23 protein-coding genes are annotated in these 16,717 nt (G+C 33.7%); 20 read left to right on the forward strand and 3 right to left on the reverse strand.

All coding sequences use genetic code 11. The features are described from left to right. Positions 1 to 52 precede the first annotated feature (52 nt). The 4 genes from ACIQ38_RS05830 (at position 53) to ACIQ38_RS05845 (ending at position 3,703) form a co-directional block, all read left to right on the forward strand. Positions 53 to 1,246, forward strand: coding sequence for an MFS transporter (locus tag ACIQ38_RS05830; RefSeq protein ID WP_402819282.1), 1,194 nt, complete (start codon positions 53 to 55; stop codon positions 1,244 to 1,246). A gap of 238 nt (positions 1,247 to 1,484) precedes the next feature. Next, the gene (locus ACIQ38_RS05835) at positions 1,485 to 1,838 is read left to right on the forward strand and encodes a YxeA family protein (protein WP_402819285.1); all 354 of its coding nucleotides are present in this window, start codon (positions 1,485 to 1,487) and stop codon (positions 1,836 to 1,838) included. A gap of 240 nt (positions 1,839 to 2,078) precedes the next feature. Next, positions 2,079 to 2,906 (forward strand): alpha/beta fold hydrolase, encoded by an 828-nt coding sequence (locus ACIQ38_RS05840; protein ID WP_402819287.1) that lies wholly within the window; start codon positions 2,079 to 2,081, stop codon positions 2,904 to 2,906. A 254-nt stretch (positions 2,907 to 3,160) separates the two neighbouring features. Further along, positions 3,161 to 3,703 carry a DoxX family protein gene (locus ACIQ38_RS05845; protein WP_402819290.1) on the forward strand — a complete coding sequence of 181 codons (543 nt, stop codon included), beginning with the start codon at positions 3,161 to 3,163 and terminating at the stop codon, positions 3,701 to 3,703. A 69-nt stretch (positions 3,704 to 3,772) separates the two neighbouring features. Here ACIQ38_RS05845 and ACIQ38_RS05850 read toward each other — a convergent pair whose 3' ends face one another. Beyond that, the gene (locus tag ACIQ38_RS05850; RefSeq protein ID WP_402819293.1) at positions 3,773 to 4,711 is read right to left on the reverse strand and encodes a DMT family transporter; all 939 of its coding nucleotides are present in this window, start codon (positions 4,709 to 4,711) and stop codon (positions 3,773 to 3,775) included. A 122-nt stretch (positions 4,712 to 4,833) separates the two neighbouring features. Between ACIQ38_RS05850 and ACIQ38_RS05855 the strand changes: the two genes are divergently transcribed. After that, the gene (locus tag ACIQ38_RS05855; RefSeq protein WP_402819296.1) at positions 4,834 to 5,706 is read left to right on the forward strand and encodes a LysR family transcriptional regulator; all 873 of its coding nucleotides are present in this window, start codon (positions 4,834 to 4,836) and stop codon (positions 5,704 to 5,706) included. A 34-nt stretch (positions 5,707 to 5,740) separates the two neighbouring features. Here ACIQ38_RS05855 and ACIQ38_RS05860 read toward each other — a convergent pair whose 3' ends face one another. Next, positions 5,741 to 6,643: a hypothetical protein gene (locus tag ACIQ38_RS05860; RefSeq protein ID WP_402819299.1), complete on the reverse strand. Its 903-nt coding sequence runs from the start codon at positions 6,641 to 6,643 to the stop codon at positions 5,741 to 5,743. A gap of 247 nt (positions 6,644 to 6,890) precedes the next feature. Between ACIQ38_RS05860 and ACIQ38_RS05865 the strand changes: the two genes are divergently transcribed. The 9 genes from ACIQ38_RS05865 (at position 6,891) to ACIQ38_RS05905 (ending at position 12,769) form a co-directional block, all read left to right on the forward strand. Continuing rightward, entirely contained in the window at positions 6,891 to 7,508 is a 618-nt protein-coding gene (locus ACIQ38_RS05865; RefSeq protein WP_402819302.1) for a trimeric intracellular cation channel family protein, read from the forward strand. Positions 7,509 to 7,818: 310 nt separating this feature from the next. Further along, positions 7,819 to 8,241: a FosM family fosfomycin resistance protein gene (gene fosM, locus ACIQ38_RS05870; protein WP_402819305.1), complete on the forward strand. Its 423-nt coding sequence runs from the start codon at positions 7,819 to 7,821 to the stop codon at positions 8,239 to 8,241. 137 nt (positions 8,242 to 8,378) lie between these two features. Beyond that, entirely contained in the window at positions 8,379 to 9,347 is a 969-nt protein-coding gene (locus ACIQ38_RS05875; RefSeq protein ID WP_402819307.1) for an MBL fold metallo-hydrolase, read from the forward strand. A 13-nt stretch (positions 9,348 to 9,360) separates the two neighbouring features. Continuing rightward, positions 9,361 to 9,744: an FAS1-like dehydratase domain-containing protein gene (locus tag ACIQ38_RS05880; RefSeq protein ID WP_402819310.1), complete on the forward strand. Its 384-nt coding sequence runs from the start codon at positions 9,361 to 9,363 to the stop codon at positions 9,742 to 9,744. Positions 9,745 to 9,979: 235 nt separating this feature from the next. Next, a complete protein-coding gene (locus tag ACIQ38_RS05885; protein WP_402819312.1) occupies positions 9,980 to 10,687 on the forward strand; it encodes a DNA alkylation repair protein in 708 nt (235 codons plus the stop codon). 81 nt (positions 10,688 to 10,768) lie between these two features. Continuing rightward, entirely contained in the window at positions 10,769 to 11,197 is a 429-nt protein-coding gene (locus tag ACIQ38_RS05890) for a hypothetical protein (RefSeq protein WP_402819315.1), read from the forward strand. A gap of 22 nt (positions 11,198 to 11,219) precedes the next feature. Continuing rightward, entirely contained in the window at positions 11,220 to 11,684 is a 465-nt protein-coding gene (locus ACIQ38_RS05895; protein WP_402819318.1) for a DinB family protein, read from the forward strand. A 245-nt stretch (positions 11,685 to 11,929) separates the two neighbouring features. Then, entirely contained in the window at positions 11,930 to 12,523 is a 594-nt protein-coding gene (locus ACIQ38_RS05900) for a YdeI/OmpD-associated family protein (protein ID WP_402819321.1), read from the forward strand. Positions 12,524 to 12,646: 123 nt separating this feature from the next. Next, a complete protein-coding gene (locus ACIQ38_RS05905; RefSeq protein ID WP_402819639.1) occupies positions 12,647 to 12,769 on the forward strand; it encodes a DUF4083 family protein in 123 nt (40 codons plus the stop codon). A 32-nt stretch (positions 12,770 to 12,801) separates the two neighbouring features. Here ACIQ38_RS05905 and ACIQ38_RS05910 read toward each other — a convergent pair whose 3' ends face one another. Continuing rightward, positions 12,802 to 13,218, reverse strand: a complete 417-nt coding sequence (locus ACIQ38_RS05910; protein ID WP_402819324.1) for a DUF1284 domain-containing protein — start codon at positions 13,216 to 13,218, stop codon at positions 12,802 to 12,804. A gap of 163 nt (positions 13,219 to 13,381) precedes the next feature. On the opposite strand from ACIQ38_RS05910, the gene ACIQ38_RS05915 reads away from it, so the two are divergent. The 6 genes from ACIQ38_RS05915 to ACIQ38_RS05940 all read left to right on the forward strand — a co-directional run bounded on the left by ACIQ38_RS05915 (position 13,382) and on the right by ACIQ38_RS05940 (position 16,675). After that, on the forward strand, positions 13,382 to 14,356 hold the full coding sequence (locus ACIQ38_RS05915; protein ID WP_402819327.1) for a M23 family metallopeptidase: 975 nt from the start codon (positions 13,382 to 13,384) through the stop codon (positions 14,354 to 14,356). Positions 14,357 to 14,393: 37 nt separating this feature from the next. Continuing rightward, positions 14,394 to 14,963: a hypothetical protein gene (locus ACIQ38_RS05920; RefSeq protein ID WP_402819330.1), complete on the forward strand. Its 570-nt coding sequence runs from the start codon at positions 14,394 to 14,396 to the stop codon at positions 14,961 to 14,963. Positions 14,964 to 15,031: 68 nt separating this feature from the next. Beyond that, positions 15,032 to 15,316 (forward strand): hypothetical protein, encoded by a 285-nt coding sequence (locus ACIQ38_RS05925; RefSeq protein WP_402819333.1) that lies wholly within the window; start codon positions 15,032 to 15,034, stop codon positions 15,314 to 15,316. Between the two features lie 37 nt (positions 15,317 to 15,353). Then, on the forward strand, positions 15,354 to 15,974 hold the full coding sequence (locus ACIQ38_RS05930) for a histidine phosphatase family protein (RefSeq protein ID WP_402819336.1): 621 nt from the start codon (positions 15,354 to 15,356) through the stop codon (positions 15,972 to 15,974). Continuing rightward, positions 15,971 to 16,429 (forward strand): NUDIX domain-containing protein, encoded by a 459-nt coding sequence (locus ACIQ38_RS05935; protein WP_402819339.1) that lies wholly within the window; start codon positions 15,971 to 15,973, stop codon positions 16,427 to 16,429. The genes ACIQ38_RS05930 and ACIQ38_RS05935 overlap by 4 nt, the downstream gene beginning before the upstream one ends. Positions 16,430 to 16,537: 108 nt before the next feature. Then, entirely contained in the window at positions 16,538 to 16,675 is a 138-nt protein-coding gene (locus ACIQ38_RS05940) for a YfhE family protein (RefSeq protein WP_402819342.1), read from the forward strand. The last annotated feature ends 42 nt before the right edge of the window (positions 16,676 to 16,717 follow it).

A 16,717-nucleotide genomic window follows, 5' to 3' on the forward strand; every position in this document is an offset into this window, starting at 1 on the left:
ACCCCATTAAATCACACGCAAAAAAATGTGATTTAATAAATGGGGGATAATGATGAAAGTTAATAAAAATTTTCTTTTCTTACTGCTTGGTCAGTCTGTAGCCAATCTTGGTGATGTATTTTATATTGTTAGCACGATTAGTATTTTGTATCAGTTAACTGGTTCAGCAACTGTATCGGCATTTGTGCCGTTTTCGATTACTTCTGCCATGTTCATTTCTAGCATTTTGACGCCTTTAGCAATTGGGAAATGGCGGTTAAAAACGATATTGTTAAGCTCACAAATCGGTAAAACAATATTGCTTGCAGGTTTAGGTGTTTTTGTTTTACTGTTTTTAAACGATACGAACTACTACTACATCTTTTTTCTTATTGTTTGTATAGCTTTTTTAGACGGTTGTGCAAATCCCATATTGAGTAGTTTTCTACCTTATTATGTGGAAGATAATCAGCTTGTGAGAGCAAATAGCATTGTAGAGTCCATTACGCAAATGATTCAAATAGGGGCCTGGCTTTTTGGAGGACTATTGTTATTTGCTTTAAGTCCTACACAATTAATATGGCTTGTTAGTTTATTATTTGTGTTGAGTTGTGTATTTTTGTTCTTTATTGAAAATGTACATCATGTAGGAGAGAAAGAGAAGAAGTTATGGTCCCAGCTTACAGCAGGCTGGAAAAGTATTAGATCAAGTCCGATATTGAGAAAATTAGTTCAAATGGACATTTTGGAAACAATTGCTGGAACTGTATGGATTGCCGCCATTTTATATGTATTTGTGGAGCAGGCACTACATGTTGGCGAACAATGGTGGGGTCTTATTAATGGCGTGTTTTTTATAGGGCTGCTACTAGGTAGTTTTTATTGTATAAAGTTTCCTCATATTGTCGATCAATATAAATTCCAATTTATAATTTTCGGTGCGTTTTTTTGCGGTATACTGACGATATTGTTTGGTGTGACTAGCCACCCGATAGTGGCATTGGTATTATCGGTATTTATTGGTCTAAGTTCTCAATTAAAAAATATACCTCAGCAAACTATTGTGCAACGAAGTGTTTCAACTGACAAACTAGTAACTGTCTATACATCGATGGGTACAGTAGTGACAGGTGTATTTGGAGTTTCTTCTTTACTTATGGGAGTATTGGTAGATTTACTTGGCGTTCGAATAGTATTTGCTTTTTCCGGTTTGCTTCTATTAGTCGTCAGTATAATGGTGATTAAAAATAAAAAGTTGATCGAGTAGAATTTTTATTCATATAACAGGTATCGCTTGCTATCTCACAATATAAAAAATAAATCTGAAGCAAACTATAATTGAAAAACTGCCACTGAATTCTATGTTCCTTTTCCTATTTTTTACGATAAGCTGAGAAAGTGACAATATTGTCACTTCTCTGTTTAATTTGTAACCATAATCGAAGGCTAATATTTTCTCGTACTTGTAATATGTACATAAGGAGAAAAGAAGGAGGAATTTTAGAATGAAAGTGGTAAAGATAGCAATTGGAACCCTAGTTGTTGCAGTTATACTCATATTGTCTTTGTCCCTCTTTGTTAAGAACGAGCTTGCAGACATGTTAAATCCTTTTATTCCCCAAAAAGATGTTTTCGTAAAAATTGATCAAATTGGAGAAAAGATAGATTCACAAACATACGAATACACTTTAGAAGGAATTAATGAAGATGGCAAGAAAGTACAAATTGCTTTCACTGCCAGTAAACAATTACGTGAGGGGGCATACTTAAAAGTAGATACCAAAAGAACTTTCGTAAAATCTTGGGAAGAAGTCCAACTGAAGGATATCCCTTCCGTTGCTCGAAATAAGCTCCAATAATACTTAATTCATCATAATGTCATTAAAAAAGCTCAGTGTAAAATCACAACTGAGCTCTATTTCTAATTCATTTGCTTATTCTCTGTAATTGTTGAATAGATTTGTGGGATTTTCAATCATAAAACTAACTTCCATATGAATCTATGTATGAGCGATTCAATAAATTGTATTTGATAATTTAGAATACTACAATAAATAATAGTGGCAAAAGTATTTCAATAAGCAAAGGGAGGAAGGGAAATGGCTTTATTTGAAGCAAGTGATGGAGTGAAATTGTTTTATAAGCAACAAGGGGAGGGCAATACAATCATATTAGTCCATGGTTGGTCTGCGGATCACACGGCATTCGATCAATCGTTCGATGAATTGAGCAAAAACTATCACGTGATCTCTGTTGATTTGAGAGGGCATGGTACTTCAGATCGTCCGGAAAAAGGGTTATCCTTAAAACGATTTGCGACTGATTTGGAGGAATTGATGGAACATTTAAATCTTCAGGATGTCACCTTAGTAGGACATTCGATGGGAGGATCTACTACATTCGAATATGTAAGAAACTTTGGTGTACATAGATTAAAATCCCTTTCCATATTCGATATGACTCCCAAATTAGTCAATGAAGGAGATTGGAATCTTGGACTGTATCATGGAAAATATACAAGAGAAGATTCGCTAAACGACCTTACAGTTATCAATGAGGATTTTAGTGAATTTGCGAAGCCATTTTTCAAAATCGCTGTGCCTTATTTAACAGATGATCTTATGAACGAGCAACTTGAATTAGTAATTAATAATAACACTCCACATATTCTATCTGCGATGTGGCATGCGATGGCAGTTGCAGATTTCCGCGATGTACTGCCAAATATTACGGTTCCTACGCAAATTGTGTATGGAGAGAAGAGCACGCTCTATTCAAAAGAAACTGCTGATTATTTAGCATCCAAAATTCCTCAAGCCAAAGTAGTACCTTTTGAAAACTGCACTCATCTTCTAGTCGTAGAAAACCCGGCAAAAACAACAGAAGTAATTGAAGAAATCGCTAAAATATCATATAACCATAACTAAGTAGAGTCCTCAAAAAGAAGCTATCAAATTTAATCATAGCTTCTTCTTTGCGTTTAGGAAGTACACAAACATTTGTGTGAAATACCTATTAGATTAAAAGTATTATTAGAATAAAGTTTGTATAAATAAGACCGAATTCGAAAATAAGTCATAAGATTATTACAGAACAATGAATGAGCTCTAAACGCTAATACAGAAAGCGTTTGCACATGATATTGTGTACTTGTAAAACAAATTTGAAAGGAAGATATATTATGTTAAACAATTGGTGGAGAAATAATAATATTGCTGCTTCCATTCTTACCATCTTAAGACTTTATTTAGGGTTTGGTTTCCTTACTGCTGGCTGGGGGAAAATAACAGGCGGTCAATTTGATGCTAGTGGTTTTATTACAAATGCCATTAATAATCCTGTAATGGGGCCAGATGGAAATAGTGTTTTTGGTTTTTATACAACTTTTTTAGAAACGTTCACATTGCCAAATGTGCATATTATAAATGTAATGGTACCTTGGGGAGAATTTTTAGTAGGTTTAGGTTTAATGGTTGGCTGTTTAACTTCAGCTGCAGCATTCTTTGGAATGGTTATGAACTTTTCCTTCCTAATGGCAGGAGCTATTTCACACAATCCAATCGACATACTATTAGGCTTTTTAATCTTTGTAGCTGGAGCAAATTCAGGTAAATTCGGAATCGACTTTTATCTTTTGCCGCTATTAAAAAAATTGGCTTTAAAAGGAAAAAAGCAAAAATTCGATAATAAAATGGAAAATAAACATAAACCTAATTTAATATAACAGTTATGATAGGCTGTCCAAAAAGTGAGTAAGTAACTCTCTTTCAGGACAGCCCTTTTTTCTAATAAACTAGGCTTCCGAACTATCCACTGTTTTGTTAAATCTTTTTCTCATAAATGGGTTTTTAAAATTGAATTCTGCAGCTAAGACACCTACTAAAATGAGGATAGCTCCTATATATCCTTTTCCAGGAAGTGTTTCACCGACGAAAATGAAGGCAAAAATGGCTGCGAAAACTGGTTCCATTGAAAATATGAGACCTGTATGTGTGGCAGTAGTATGTTTTTGCGCTACCGCTTGACCGATAAATCCAATGGCACTACATAGAATACTTAATGCCATGATTGCTATCCATGATTTAGTTGTGCTAGGAAGATGCGGCTTTTCGATAAACAATGAAAATAGTAAGCCCCATGCGCCTGTAACCCCTAGTTGGATAATCCCTAGGGTGATGGAATCCACATTTTTCGTTAACTTATCTGTAACGATGATCTGGACGGCATAAAAGATTGCTCCCAATATAATGAGGTAGTCGCCAGAATTTATCTTTAATTCGCCATTCAATGTTAAAAGGGCAATTCCTATAAAAGCGATAGTCACACCATAAATGACTTTTTTCTCCGGTTTTATTTTGAAAAACAGCGCTAATAATAAAGGGACAAAAATAACAGAGAGACTAAATAAAAACCCTGTATTTGAAATGGTTGTAAATTTTAAACCAATCGTTACAACTGAAATTACTAAAAACAAAATGGTTCCTAATATAAACCCATAGAATAACGTTTTAAAATCTATACGAATTAAACGTTTGTAAAAGATAAGCCCAGCTAATATAAAGGCTATGCCAAAACGTAGTGCTATTAAGTTGAACGCTTGTAGAGAATCCAGTCCCATCTGCATAAACAAATAGGATGAACCCCATAACATCGTAACAATCAACATCATGAAATCTGCTTTCGATTGGGTGTTCCATCTACTCAAGTTTCCGAACAGTTTAAACTGATTCATTTTTAGTCACCATCCCTATTACAAATTGATTATTCATTAGTATAAATGTAAGATGAAGATTAGAAAAATGAATGTTTTTAAATATTTACATGAAATAAATTAATGTAAAGGGAGGGCTAAAATTGTCTCTAGCGAAGTTTGAAGTATTTAGTGCTGTTGTAGAAATTGGGAGTCTAACGAAAGCTGGTGAAACACTTGGATTAACGCAATCTGCTGTAAGCCATGCCATTGCTAGTTTGGAATCGGAATGTGGATTTTCTTTACTTAATCGAGGACGTGCGGGTATTCAATTGACGAGTAACGGAGAACGTATCTTACAGTACATACGTGAAATTCTAAAGTGGAATGAAGAAATGGTTCAAGAAATCGCCAATATTAATGGTCTGGAAGTGGGTACAGTAAGGATTGGAACGATTTCGAGTGTGTCGATTCATTGGCTACCAGAAATTATGAAAAAATTTAATGAACATCACCCAGCTATCGAGATCAAACTAATGGAAGGGGATTATGATGATGTCGAGCATTGGATCTCAACAGGTCTAGTTGATTTTGGCTTTGTATCACTTCCAACTTTGCAAAACTTTGAAGTAATGCCTTTAATAAAAGATAGAATGCTCTGTATAGTTTCAGAAGCACACCCGCTTGCTAAACAAAAAGAGATTAGTTTTGAGATGATCAAGGAAGAGCCGCTCATTAAGTCGAAAAAAGGAAGTGATAATGATTTATTACGAATCTTAAAAGAAAGCAAAATAACACCTTTTATTAAATTTGAACTTACAGATGACCAAGCCATTATTTCAATGGTTGAAAATGGGATGGGAATCAGTATACTCCCGGAAATGGTTTTACATCGGGTTCCTAACAATGTTCGAATCCTTCAGTTAAAAGGAGAGCATTATCGGACACTTGGTATTGCCGTTACTTCCTTTAACTCCCTTGCTCCTGCCACGAAAAAGTTCATAGATTACTTCAAATCTTGGTTAACTGATAAGTAAATCTAGTTTACAAATATATAGGAAAAAGCTCAGTTCAATTTCGCACTGAGCTTTCATTCACTTGCTTATTATTTTTACCTCTTATAATAACTTTATATGGTAAAACTTCTACTGATAATTCTTCCCTTTTGAGTTCAATTATTTCATCTACATATTTTACAATCTGCTTCGCTTTTTTATTGGAATTCCAAGGCCATTTTGATTTCTGTAAGTCGGTTTTTATAATAATTTGCAATGGTTCTGGATGGAATGAGTATGCAAACCCTTCATATTCTTCAAACTTTTTTTCAGTCTCTTCTCTAATTGTACTAAAAATCGGTTGCCACTTTTCGTCTCTTATATCATTCTCACTTTTTCTTGTTATTTTTACTTGAAAGTTGATTTTTGTTTTGGAGAAAACCGCATTGGATACAAGTTGTTGGATATCATCTTTCACTTTGTCATAATATTCTTCAGTTTCCTCTATTCTTATCTCAATAGATGGATTAGGGGTTCTTGGATCAATCATCATCGCATTTATGTAATATCCTTTTTCATGCAATGATTCAGATACGATTTTGGAAACTTCATTTACTAAATCATTTAATTTTTTGTCTTCTTCACTTATAGCATGGTAGGTCTCCAAGGATTCTAATTGAATTTTAAAGGAATCTATCTTTTTTTCTTTCGCAATATCATTAATAAGTGCTTTTATTTTCTTCTCGTTTTGATCTAAAAATGCTTGATCTTTAACCTGTACGGTAAGTAAATGTTCTTGAAAAGAAAAGGACAATCCTACTTCATCATAATTTTGATGCTCTAATGATTGCTGTATTTCTGTTAAGAGTGATTCCATTTTCTGCTGTTCCTTTTTAGTTTCTGCCATACTTTCAGCCAATGTCAATTCTTTGTGTTGAGAATGGACAAACAAAAAAGAAAGTATAATAACCCAAGCCACTATGACTCCTAACAATGTAAGAGATTTCTTCTGTATGACCTTCCACCTCCAGTATTCCTATTTTAGAAAAATTGAGAAGAATAAAACTTTTCTTACAGCCCATTATACATTGGAATTAGTTTAAGAGAACTATTTTTGGGTATTATAAATATAATATGCAAGAATAAACCAGTAGAGTCGTTCAATGTTTCCTATTTGAACGACTCTTTTGCGATTAATGGAAACTGTTGAGAAAGGAAGAATTGCTTTGACATGGGATATTCTGAACGCTATTGGCACGATTGCTTTTGCTATTAGTGGCGTGCTTATAGCAAAAGAAGAGGATTATGATCTTTTTGGTATTTATGTTTTAGGCTTTACTACTGCATTTGGGGGCGGACTTATACGTAATCTATTAATCGGCATACCAATTGAAAACTTTTGGTTACAAGGTCATTTATTTGAAATTGCATTTTTGTCTATTACGATTGTTTATTTATTACCGAATCGATGGATTCATAAGTGGAAAAATTGTGTGGTGTTTTTTGATGCCATTGGTTTGGCTGCATTCGCCATTCAAGGTGCAAATTATGGTGTATCTATAGAGGCCCCATTAATCGTAGTAATCATTGCAGCTTGCATGACAGGTACAGGGGGTGGGATGTTAAGAGACTTGTTCGCAGGTCGAAAACCGATGATTTTTTCTTCTGGCATTTATGCTTTTTGGGCAGTATTAGTAGGCCTTGTCATTGGATTAGATTGGATACAAGGCCCATATTTCACGTTTGTTCTCTTAATCGTCATCGTTATTTTGAGAATACTATCGGTCTATTTTAACTGGAATTTACCCCATACTATTTACAATAAAAGAAGGATGGGCAAATAAAAAAGATTGCAAGTCCCTGTTACTTAGTGTGGTGTATTTTGAAATTTTCGAAACTTTATTTTTGCCTATTCGTAGTAATGGTAAAGGAGTTGATCTTTGCAGATATTTTACGTGCTATTTCGATAGGAGTATTAGTTATTACTTCCGCTTTTTATATGCGCTATTTGGGAGACGCTAAGAAACAAAGAAAGCTATCTTTTTATGAATTTTTCATGTACATAATTATTCAGATAGCGTATTTATTATTTGCAACTAGTTTGATAATATCTATATCTATATTTGTTGAGAAATAAATTTTGAGGTGATAAAAGTGTCCATAAAAGGTCTTAATCATTTTTTATTTTCAGTTTCGGACTTAGATATTTCCATTGATTTTTACAAAAATGTATTGGAAGCTAAATTGTTAGTAAAAGGTAAATCTACTGCGTATCTAGATTTAAATGGTATGTGGATTGCACTCAATGAAGAGAAAGATATACCGCGAAATGAAATACATCAATCCTATACACATATAGCTTTTTCCATTGATGCAGCTGAATTTGATCAAATGTACGAGAAACTGAAAGAATTGAAGGTAAATATTTTGCCCAGTCGTCCAAGAGATGAAAGAGACAAGAAGTCTATTTATTTTACTGATCCAGATGGTCATAAGTTTGAGTTTCATACAGGTACATTACAAGATAGAATCGATTATTATAAACAAGAAAAAGCATATATGGAATTTTTCGATTGAAAGAATTACTTGATAGAAACGGATGATCTTTTTTGTTGCAACGCTAAATGTATAAAATGTTTAATTCAAAATAATCAGTAATCATGTATAATAAAATTGAGTGAACGCTCAATCAATGAAAAGGCGGGGAATAGCTTTTGAAAAAATCCGAGATTATTTTCTTTGAACGAAAGTTTCCTAGTGCAAATATGGTCCTTATTGAGGATGAATTCCCAATTCTTATTGATACAGGTTTTGGTAGTGATATACAAGATACGATGCATTTAATAAAAGAAGCTGGCGTCTCACCAGACCAATTACATCTTATCGTGAACACACACTATCATAGCGATCATGTAGGAGGCAATTTTCATCTTCAGCGAAATTATGGTATTCCGATTGCTGCCCACAAATGGGAGGCAGAATTAATTAATGCTAGTGACTCGGAAGCTTTTAGTGCGGAGTGGCTAGATCAACCGGTAGAACCATATCGAGTCGATAGAAAACTCTGGAACAATGATGAGATTCATACAGGGAGCAGAAGATTACAAGTCCTACACACCCCAGGACATACATTAGGGCATATTTCTCTATTCGAACCAGAAGAGAAAATATTAATTTGCGGTGATCTCTTTCACCATAATGATATTGGCTGGTTAAATATCTTTCGAGAAGGTGTTTCAGCTATTCAACGATCTTTGGAAAGTTTGGAGCAGTTGTCCAAGTTACGCATTGAAAGGGCTTATTCAGGGCATGGACCTCAAATAGAGAATCCCGGGTTGTCTATTGATGTGGCAAGAAAACGGTTTGAAAAATGGATAAAGGCGCCGGAGAAAATTTCATGGCATGCCTGCAAACGAATTTTTTCATTCACTTTAATAATGAAAAATGGATTGGCCAAAGAAGAAATAGATGATTATCTAATGCAGTGTGGCTGGTTTCAAGATTTTGCACGCTACTCTTTTCAAGTGCAGCCGGAGGAATTTATTCCGATCTTGTTAGAAGAAATGATTCGTTCAGGAGCAGCAAGCTGGCAAGATAATCATTTAATGGCAACCGCTCCGTACAAGGCACCAGCGAAGGAATGGATGGAAAAAAATATAAAACCAAGAGAATGGAAAATGTAAAGGAGAGATTAGTATGTCGCTAAAAGTAGGAGATGTAATTTCTTTTGAACGCGCTTTCACACAGAGAGATGTGGAATTATTTACAGAAATCTCAGGGGACGAAGGAATTCATCATCTAACTCCAGATGAACAAGGAAGACTAGTAGTTCAAGGGTTACTAACAGCAACTTTGCCAACAAAAGTGGGGGGAGATCATAATGTGTTGGCCCGTACAATGAATTTTGAGTTTTTAAGACCTGTGTTTACAGGTGATACCATTATTTGTGAAGTAAAAATCGAACAATACGAAAAGCAAGAAAACAAGAATAATAGAACAGCTATTATGGCGTCTTTTATATGTACCAATCAACATGAAAAAGAAGTGCTAAAAGGTGAATTTGCGGGTGTAATACTTTAGATTCCTAACTATAAGGAAGCCGCCCTTCATAACATAGAGCTTCCTTATTTTATTCCACTTTCCTTTTCCTCCTTATTAATTCTACAAAATAGTTTCTTCCTTTTATTTTATCCCTCTTTTGTACTAACTTAGACGGTAGTTTTGCTGACAAGTAGTCGTCTGTTATAGGATAATGGTATTGTGTTAAATAAGCGAAAATTATAGAAAAAAATTCTTGAAAAGGAAGTGCTGAACAATGAATTTAGAAATGGTTATGCAGGAGCTAGAAGCTCTTGGCAAGGAACGAATGAAAAAAATGTATATGTCCAATGGAGCTCATGAACCATTATTTGGTGTGGCTACAGGCGCTATGAAGCCAATCGCAAAGAAAATAAGAATAGATCAGCCTTTAGCAGAAGAGCTATATGCCACTGGTAATTATGATGCTATGTACTTTGCAGGCATTATTGCTGACCCAAAAGGGATGACTGAGTCGGATTATGAACGTTGGATAGATGCGGCGTATTTTTATATGCTGTCCGATTATGTAGTAGCCGTTACATTATCAGAGTCAGATATTGCACAAGAGGTTTCGGATAAATGGATCGCAAGTGGTGACGAGCTAAGAATGTCGGCGGGGTGGAGCTGCTACTGTTGGCTTTTAGGAAACCGAAAAGATGTGGAGTTTTCTGAAAGCAAGATTTCTAAAATGCTTGATATAGTGAAAAATACGATTCATGATTCACCTGAAAGAACGAAATCTGCCATGAATAATTTTGTATACACGGTAGGTATCTCTTACGTGCCGCTCCACAAAAAAGCAGTCGAGACGGCGAAAGAGATGGGTGTGGTAGAAATGAAACGAGAAAACAAAAAAAATAGTTTTCTAAATGCAAGCGAAAGTATTCAAAAAGAACTGGATAGAGGGAAGCTTGGTTTTAAACGCAAGTATGTCAGATGTTGATGCCATAAGCATTTATCGCTATTTTTGTTACTGCATATGATGTTAGAAATTATTCTTATGCAGGAGCAAGGGGGTGTGTATTTGGTCATAAAACGATTGTTTTTAATATTAATCATTTCTGTTCTCGGTGCTTGTAGTCAATTACAAAGTAATGAAGATCATCCAAACATGGATCAAATTACTATAGAACAAATTGAAAATAAGCTTACGGAAAAAGGATTGAAATTAGAAGAATCAGATTTACCAAGTGACAATGTCTTTATCCAACAATTAAACAACGTTAATCCAATCGTATATTTTATAGATGGAAAGATTCTTTCTATCTATTTATTTTCAAATGAACAGGAACGAGAAAAAGGAATGCTTGATTTTGAAGAAAAAACAGCAACCGCAGAATTAGTGAGTCATAAAATATACGCTATTCAAAACATATTAGTATACTATGTAGATGGAAATGAAGTAACAACAAATAAAATTTATGATGCCATGAATCAATTAAACGAGCAATAAATGTTAGAAGAAAGAGGAACTTATGCATATTGAAGCTGTGTTACATCAAATAGAAGTAGCTGTAAAAACAATCATTGAAATGATAGACAAATTAGAAGAGGCTGATTTACAAAAAAGACCTACTGCTAATAAGCAGTCAATCGGGGAATTATTAGAACATATCGCAGGGATTTGCGAAGCGGATTGGCGAATTTCCAATGGCGCAACAAAAGAAGAAATGGAAAATTATTATTCGAACGTTTCCTACAAAACATTAGACGCCTTAAAAGAGGATTTACGCACAAACTTCAAAGCATTAGAAAATAATGTAATGCAATTATCGAAGGAAGAATTGGAAAGAGAAACAACTTCCTATTGGGGTTTGACTTATACAAAATTTGAGTGGCTGCTAGAAGTACTAGCACATATGTATCATCATAGAGGACAATTACATGCTATGCTCGTTCATTGCTATCAAAAAGATCCGAAAATACTAATGTTTGAGTAAATAATAAAATGAGAAATAGGTGATCTAATGGATTTTATTTATTTTATCGCAACACCGTTGTTTGCGATACTTTGGTTTCTAAATTTAGTCCAACTTTTAGAAAAACTAAAATTAGGAAAAGATATACATAATCAAAAAGTGTTAGGTTGCGTTTGGAGCGTCGGATTTACTTTTTCTTTGATTTGTACCATCGTAGTTTTTTTGTAAATACGTCGACCTAATTATTAGAAGGGGAGTGTTCCTTTATGACAAATAGTAAATTGAACCCAAAGGTTGATGAATTTTTAAGTAAGGCTACAAAGTGGAAGGAAGAATACGAGCAGTTGAGAAGTATTATCCTTGATTGTGAGCTAACCGAAGACTATAAGTGGATGCATCCTTGTTACACATTAGACAATAAAAATATATTGTTAATCCATGGATTTAAAGAATATTGTGCGATTCTATTTCACAAAGGTGCCTTATTAAAGGACGAACGTGAGATTCTAATCCAACAAACTGAGAATGTCCAGGCAGCACGCCAAATAAGGTTTACCAATGTCCAAGAAATCGTTGGTATGGAAACGATTTTGAAAGATTATATTCTTGAGGCCATTGAAGTGGAAAAAGCTGGTTTGAAAGTAGAGTTAAAAAAACATGCAGAATATGAAATTCCGGAAGAACTGCAACACAAATTCGAAGAGATTCCTGGCTTGAAAACTGCTTTTGAAGATTTGACTCCCGGCAGACAAAGACAATATATTTTTTATTTTTCAGAAGCCAAACAAGCTAAGACTCGTGCGTCAAGAGTAGAAAAATATATACCAAAAATCCTAGATGGCCAAGGTTTAAAGGATTAGGATGATAGTTTTTTAAGCATTTATAAAAAGGGGGATGTTTCAATGTTCAGTTTAGCTGATGCATTATATCAAGTTATCGTATTAGGATTAGTCATTTTATTTGTAATTTCTTTTTAACTATTTATAAGAAGATTACTTGTAAATCAACAGGTGAAAAATTCTCAACTGAATGAAGTAGAAAAGAAATTGGATAAAATAATAGGATTAATGGAAAAAGAGAAAAGTGACTCTTTGCTTAGAAAATAATAGTTGTTAATAAGATTACTAAAAGGGAGGGGTTATTTAATTTTCCTTAACCCTTTCCCTTCAATAGATTCTTTAATGCCTTCTTCACAAACTCCATATGCACGCCAGGAACAAGTTACACATACGGTTTGAATGTCGGAAGGAACGATGTAATTTCGAACATTAGATTCAATTTCCGCCCAACTTAGAATTTGTCCAATTTTTAGTCCTAATTTACTTAAAATAGCAGCATCTCTTTTGTATATATCATCGTTTTGGCAGTGATATTCCGCTGTGTTTGGATACTTTTCACATAATTCATCGGGACCATTTACAAGTCTAATCATCGTCTTCGGATTATTCCTCAATGTTTGATGAAGACGTGTCATGTTTTCCGCATATTCTTTCGAATAGCCTATTCCCCGATAGCCCAAAAGGCAAAAAAGATGATGACCTCTTAGCGTATACATAATTTTTCCCCCAAAATAAAATGCATATGTTAACTAATTATGTTTTCAGGTTAACTAATATTCATAATCATATCATACAAAATACTCTTCTATGAAACTTTCCAACTATAATTTCGTAGTAAATCTTAAAGAAGCTTTTTGGAGAGATTTGGAGGTTTTACAATTGTATGTTAGTTTAGACAATCTTGAGGATTTTGGAACAATGTTTTTGAACGGAGCGTATGAAAATATTTATTTTTGTACTTCAAAAGACTTTCAACAAATAATTTCTTTAGAACAATTCATTGAATTAGCATCTACTTTTAATAATGGCGTTCATAATTATCAAATTGAATTTTCATCAGCTTTTCAAAACATGACCCATTATATTTGGTTAGACAACAAAAAAGAAAAGGCAATCTCCGTATTTTTTGATGAGCGCAAAACTATTCAACGTTTATATTTAAAGCCATTTATAACCTATGAACAGACTGATAATCGTTATACATCCAATTTGTACACAATGCCAGTAAAAGGGGAATGGTTGGTGTTTTGGGGTGGAGCCAATGAATTTATCAATTATCATTATCCCTATGAAAGCCAGCGTTATGCTTATGATCTAGTGAAAATACAGGAGGGTTTGTCTTATAGAAATACACAAACGGAAAATAAGGACTTCTATGCATTTGATGAAGCTGTAGTCGCTCCGGGAGATGGAAAAATCGCAAAAGTAGTGGATGGACTAAAAGATAATGTACCTGGTGAAATGGATACAAATAATCCAGCAGGCAATTATGTGGTCATAGAACATGCCAATAAAGAGTTTAGTATGATTGCTCATTTTAAAAAGAATACTATATTAGTAAAAGCCGGAGATGTTGTAAGGGAGGGGCAGCTTATTGGAAAATGCGGTAATTCAGGTAATTCATCTGAACCTCATATTCATTTTCAAGTAATGGATTCTGCCGATTTGGAAAGCGGTAATTCTATTCGTATCCAATTTAAAGACGGTAATGAGCCCATTCAAGGCGATACAATAGTAAATCCACAGGAGTATAAAGATCCTTTTGATGAAAAGTTAGATAAAATCGGTAATTCATTGACGATTATGGATTTCATTCTTTTAATACCAAGAACAATCGCACAGTTTTTTAAATAATTGGGACTAGCATTAATAGTGAGATGGAGGTGAAAAATTGATTAAGAAAAGTTTAGCATTAGGTATATTAACTACCAGTAGTTTTTTGTATATATTTCTTTTTTTCGGACTGACTATATTCATCATTTTATTTTATTCCACCTATAGCGTATTAAGTCTTTCTGCAGTTCTTTTACCACCTATTTTCCTTTTGTTATTATTATTTATTCTTTGGAAATATAGCTACTTGAAGAATGAGCGAAAAAGCAAAAATTTATTAGTAGTTATTGCTATACTTTGTATCATTCCGCCACTTTTTTTAGTAGGATTGTTAGGAAAAAATGAAGAAAAGTTAAATTTTACGATAGAAAAATGGATAAATGAACCGGATGATCGAGTGTATATTGTCTATGACTTTTTAGATGAAAATGAGATAGTAGGTAAGTCAAAAGAGGACATTCAAAAGCTTTTAGGGACGCCTGATGAAAATCAGCTTCATACTAATGAGAATGTAGTTTCATATCTTCTTGGTCTTGAGTTAGGGTGGATAAGGATGGATGGTTCATACTTAGTCATTTGGTTTAATGATGAAGACAAAGTGATAGATTATGCGGTAGAAACATATTAATTTACTAAAAGTTCCTATGCTAAAGAGGATACTAATACATTATCATGAAATCATTTGGAGGGGTGTATATGAAGAAGTTATTCAGTAAATGGTCGATTTTCTTTATCGTCTTAGGATTGATTTCTTTGGGAGCAAATTGGTTAATAGATGGATATTCTGAACTTCTTGTACTTATAGGGGCTATTTTTTTATTTATAGGAGTTATATTTAGTTATATAGCTATTTCAAAAAAGGAAAAAGGAAATATGAAATTCATATCTCTCACCTCTTTTTTTATTATTCTGTTCATTGTTAGTTTGTTTGAGCCATTTCACATAATTCGTATAATGACATGGCTTAAAAACATTTATTAATTTGCTAATATAATAAGGATTAATGAGGAGATCATTTATGCTAACTTTGTATATAACTAGGCACGGTGAAACAGTATGGAATACACAAAAGAGAATGCAAGGTTGGAGTGATTCCGATTTAACCGAGAATGGAATTTCTAATGCAGTTTCTTTAGGAGATAGGATGAAAGAGATAAAATTAGATGTGATTTATACAAGTCCTAGTAAAAGAACTATTACAACTGCTAATTTAATTAAAGGCGAAAGAGAAATCCCAATTATTCTCGATGAAAATTTAAGAGAAATAAATATGGGAATATGGGAAGGTCAAACTTTAACCGACATAGAGCAAAAATATCCAATTGAATATGACGCCTTTTGGAATACGCCACATTTATATAAGCCATTAAATGGAGAAAGTTTTGCAATGCTTCATAAAAGAGTACTGAATGCCATTAATTCCATACAAGACAAACATAGTGCAGGAAATATTCTAATTGTGACTCATTCTGTTGTTATTAAAACATTATTAGCTTACTTTAAAAATTATCCATTAGAAAAATTATGGGAACCTCCTTTTATACATGATACTAGCCTGACCATTATCGAGTTAACTGGTAATAAAAACAATATCGTCTTAGAAGGAGATTTATCGCATCGGGAGATGGAGCGTCAATGATTAGAAAAGCAGTCGGTGCAATAGTTTTTCAAAAAGACAAATTTTTAGTTGTACATAAAACGAATATAAATACGATAGATGGCAAACAGAACATTCAAGGGGAATGGGACTTTGTAAAAGGGAAGGTAGAAAAAAGCGATAAGGATTACAAAGATGCGCTGTTACGTGAGTTGCAGGAAGAAACAGGTTCGATCGAATACAAAATTATCAAGGAGTTTGATCAAAAAATTAACTTTGATTTTCCAGATGAGCTTAAAGAAAAAATAGGATACGACAAACAGGTAACAACGATGTTTCTCGTAGAATTTATGGGAGGGTCCAACTCACTTATCTCGCAAGACAATGAAATAAGTAACATCGCATTTCTAGATCCATACCATGTTGTAGAAATACTCCCTCACCAAGAAACAAGAGATTACTTTATACAGTATGTAAAAGGTAAATTTCTGTTGTAATGTTTATATTAAGGAAAACAATTTTATGCGTCACCTATATTTTAATTATTAGAATATCAATCGTCACTATGGAAAAGCTAATGATGAAAAACGAAAGGAGTGTCCGAAATGAAGGAAAATAAAACACCTGTTGAGCAACTAACGACGAAGGATAATGGATTGTCTTCAACGCAAGAGGTCTTATATCAAAAAGAATTCAAGCGAGCTAGTAAAGGAACATCGAAGAAAAACCAAGATAAGAGGTAAAAGGAATAATAAGCCCCGAATTAGAAATTTTTTCGGGGTTTC

This window comes from Psychrobacillus sp. NPDC096389, assembly GCF_044762855.1.
GTDB lineage: Bacteria > Bacillota > Bacilli > Bacillales_A > Planococcaceae > Psychrobacillus.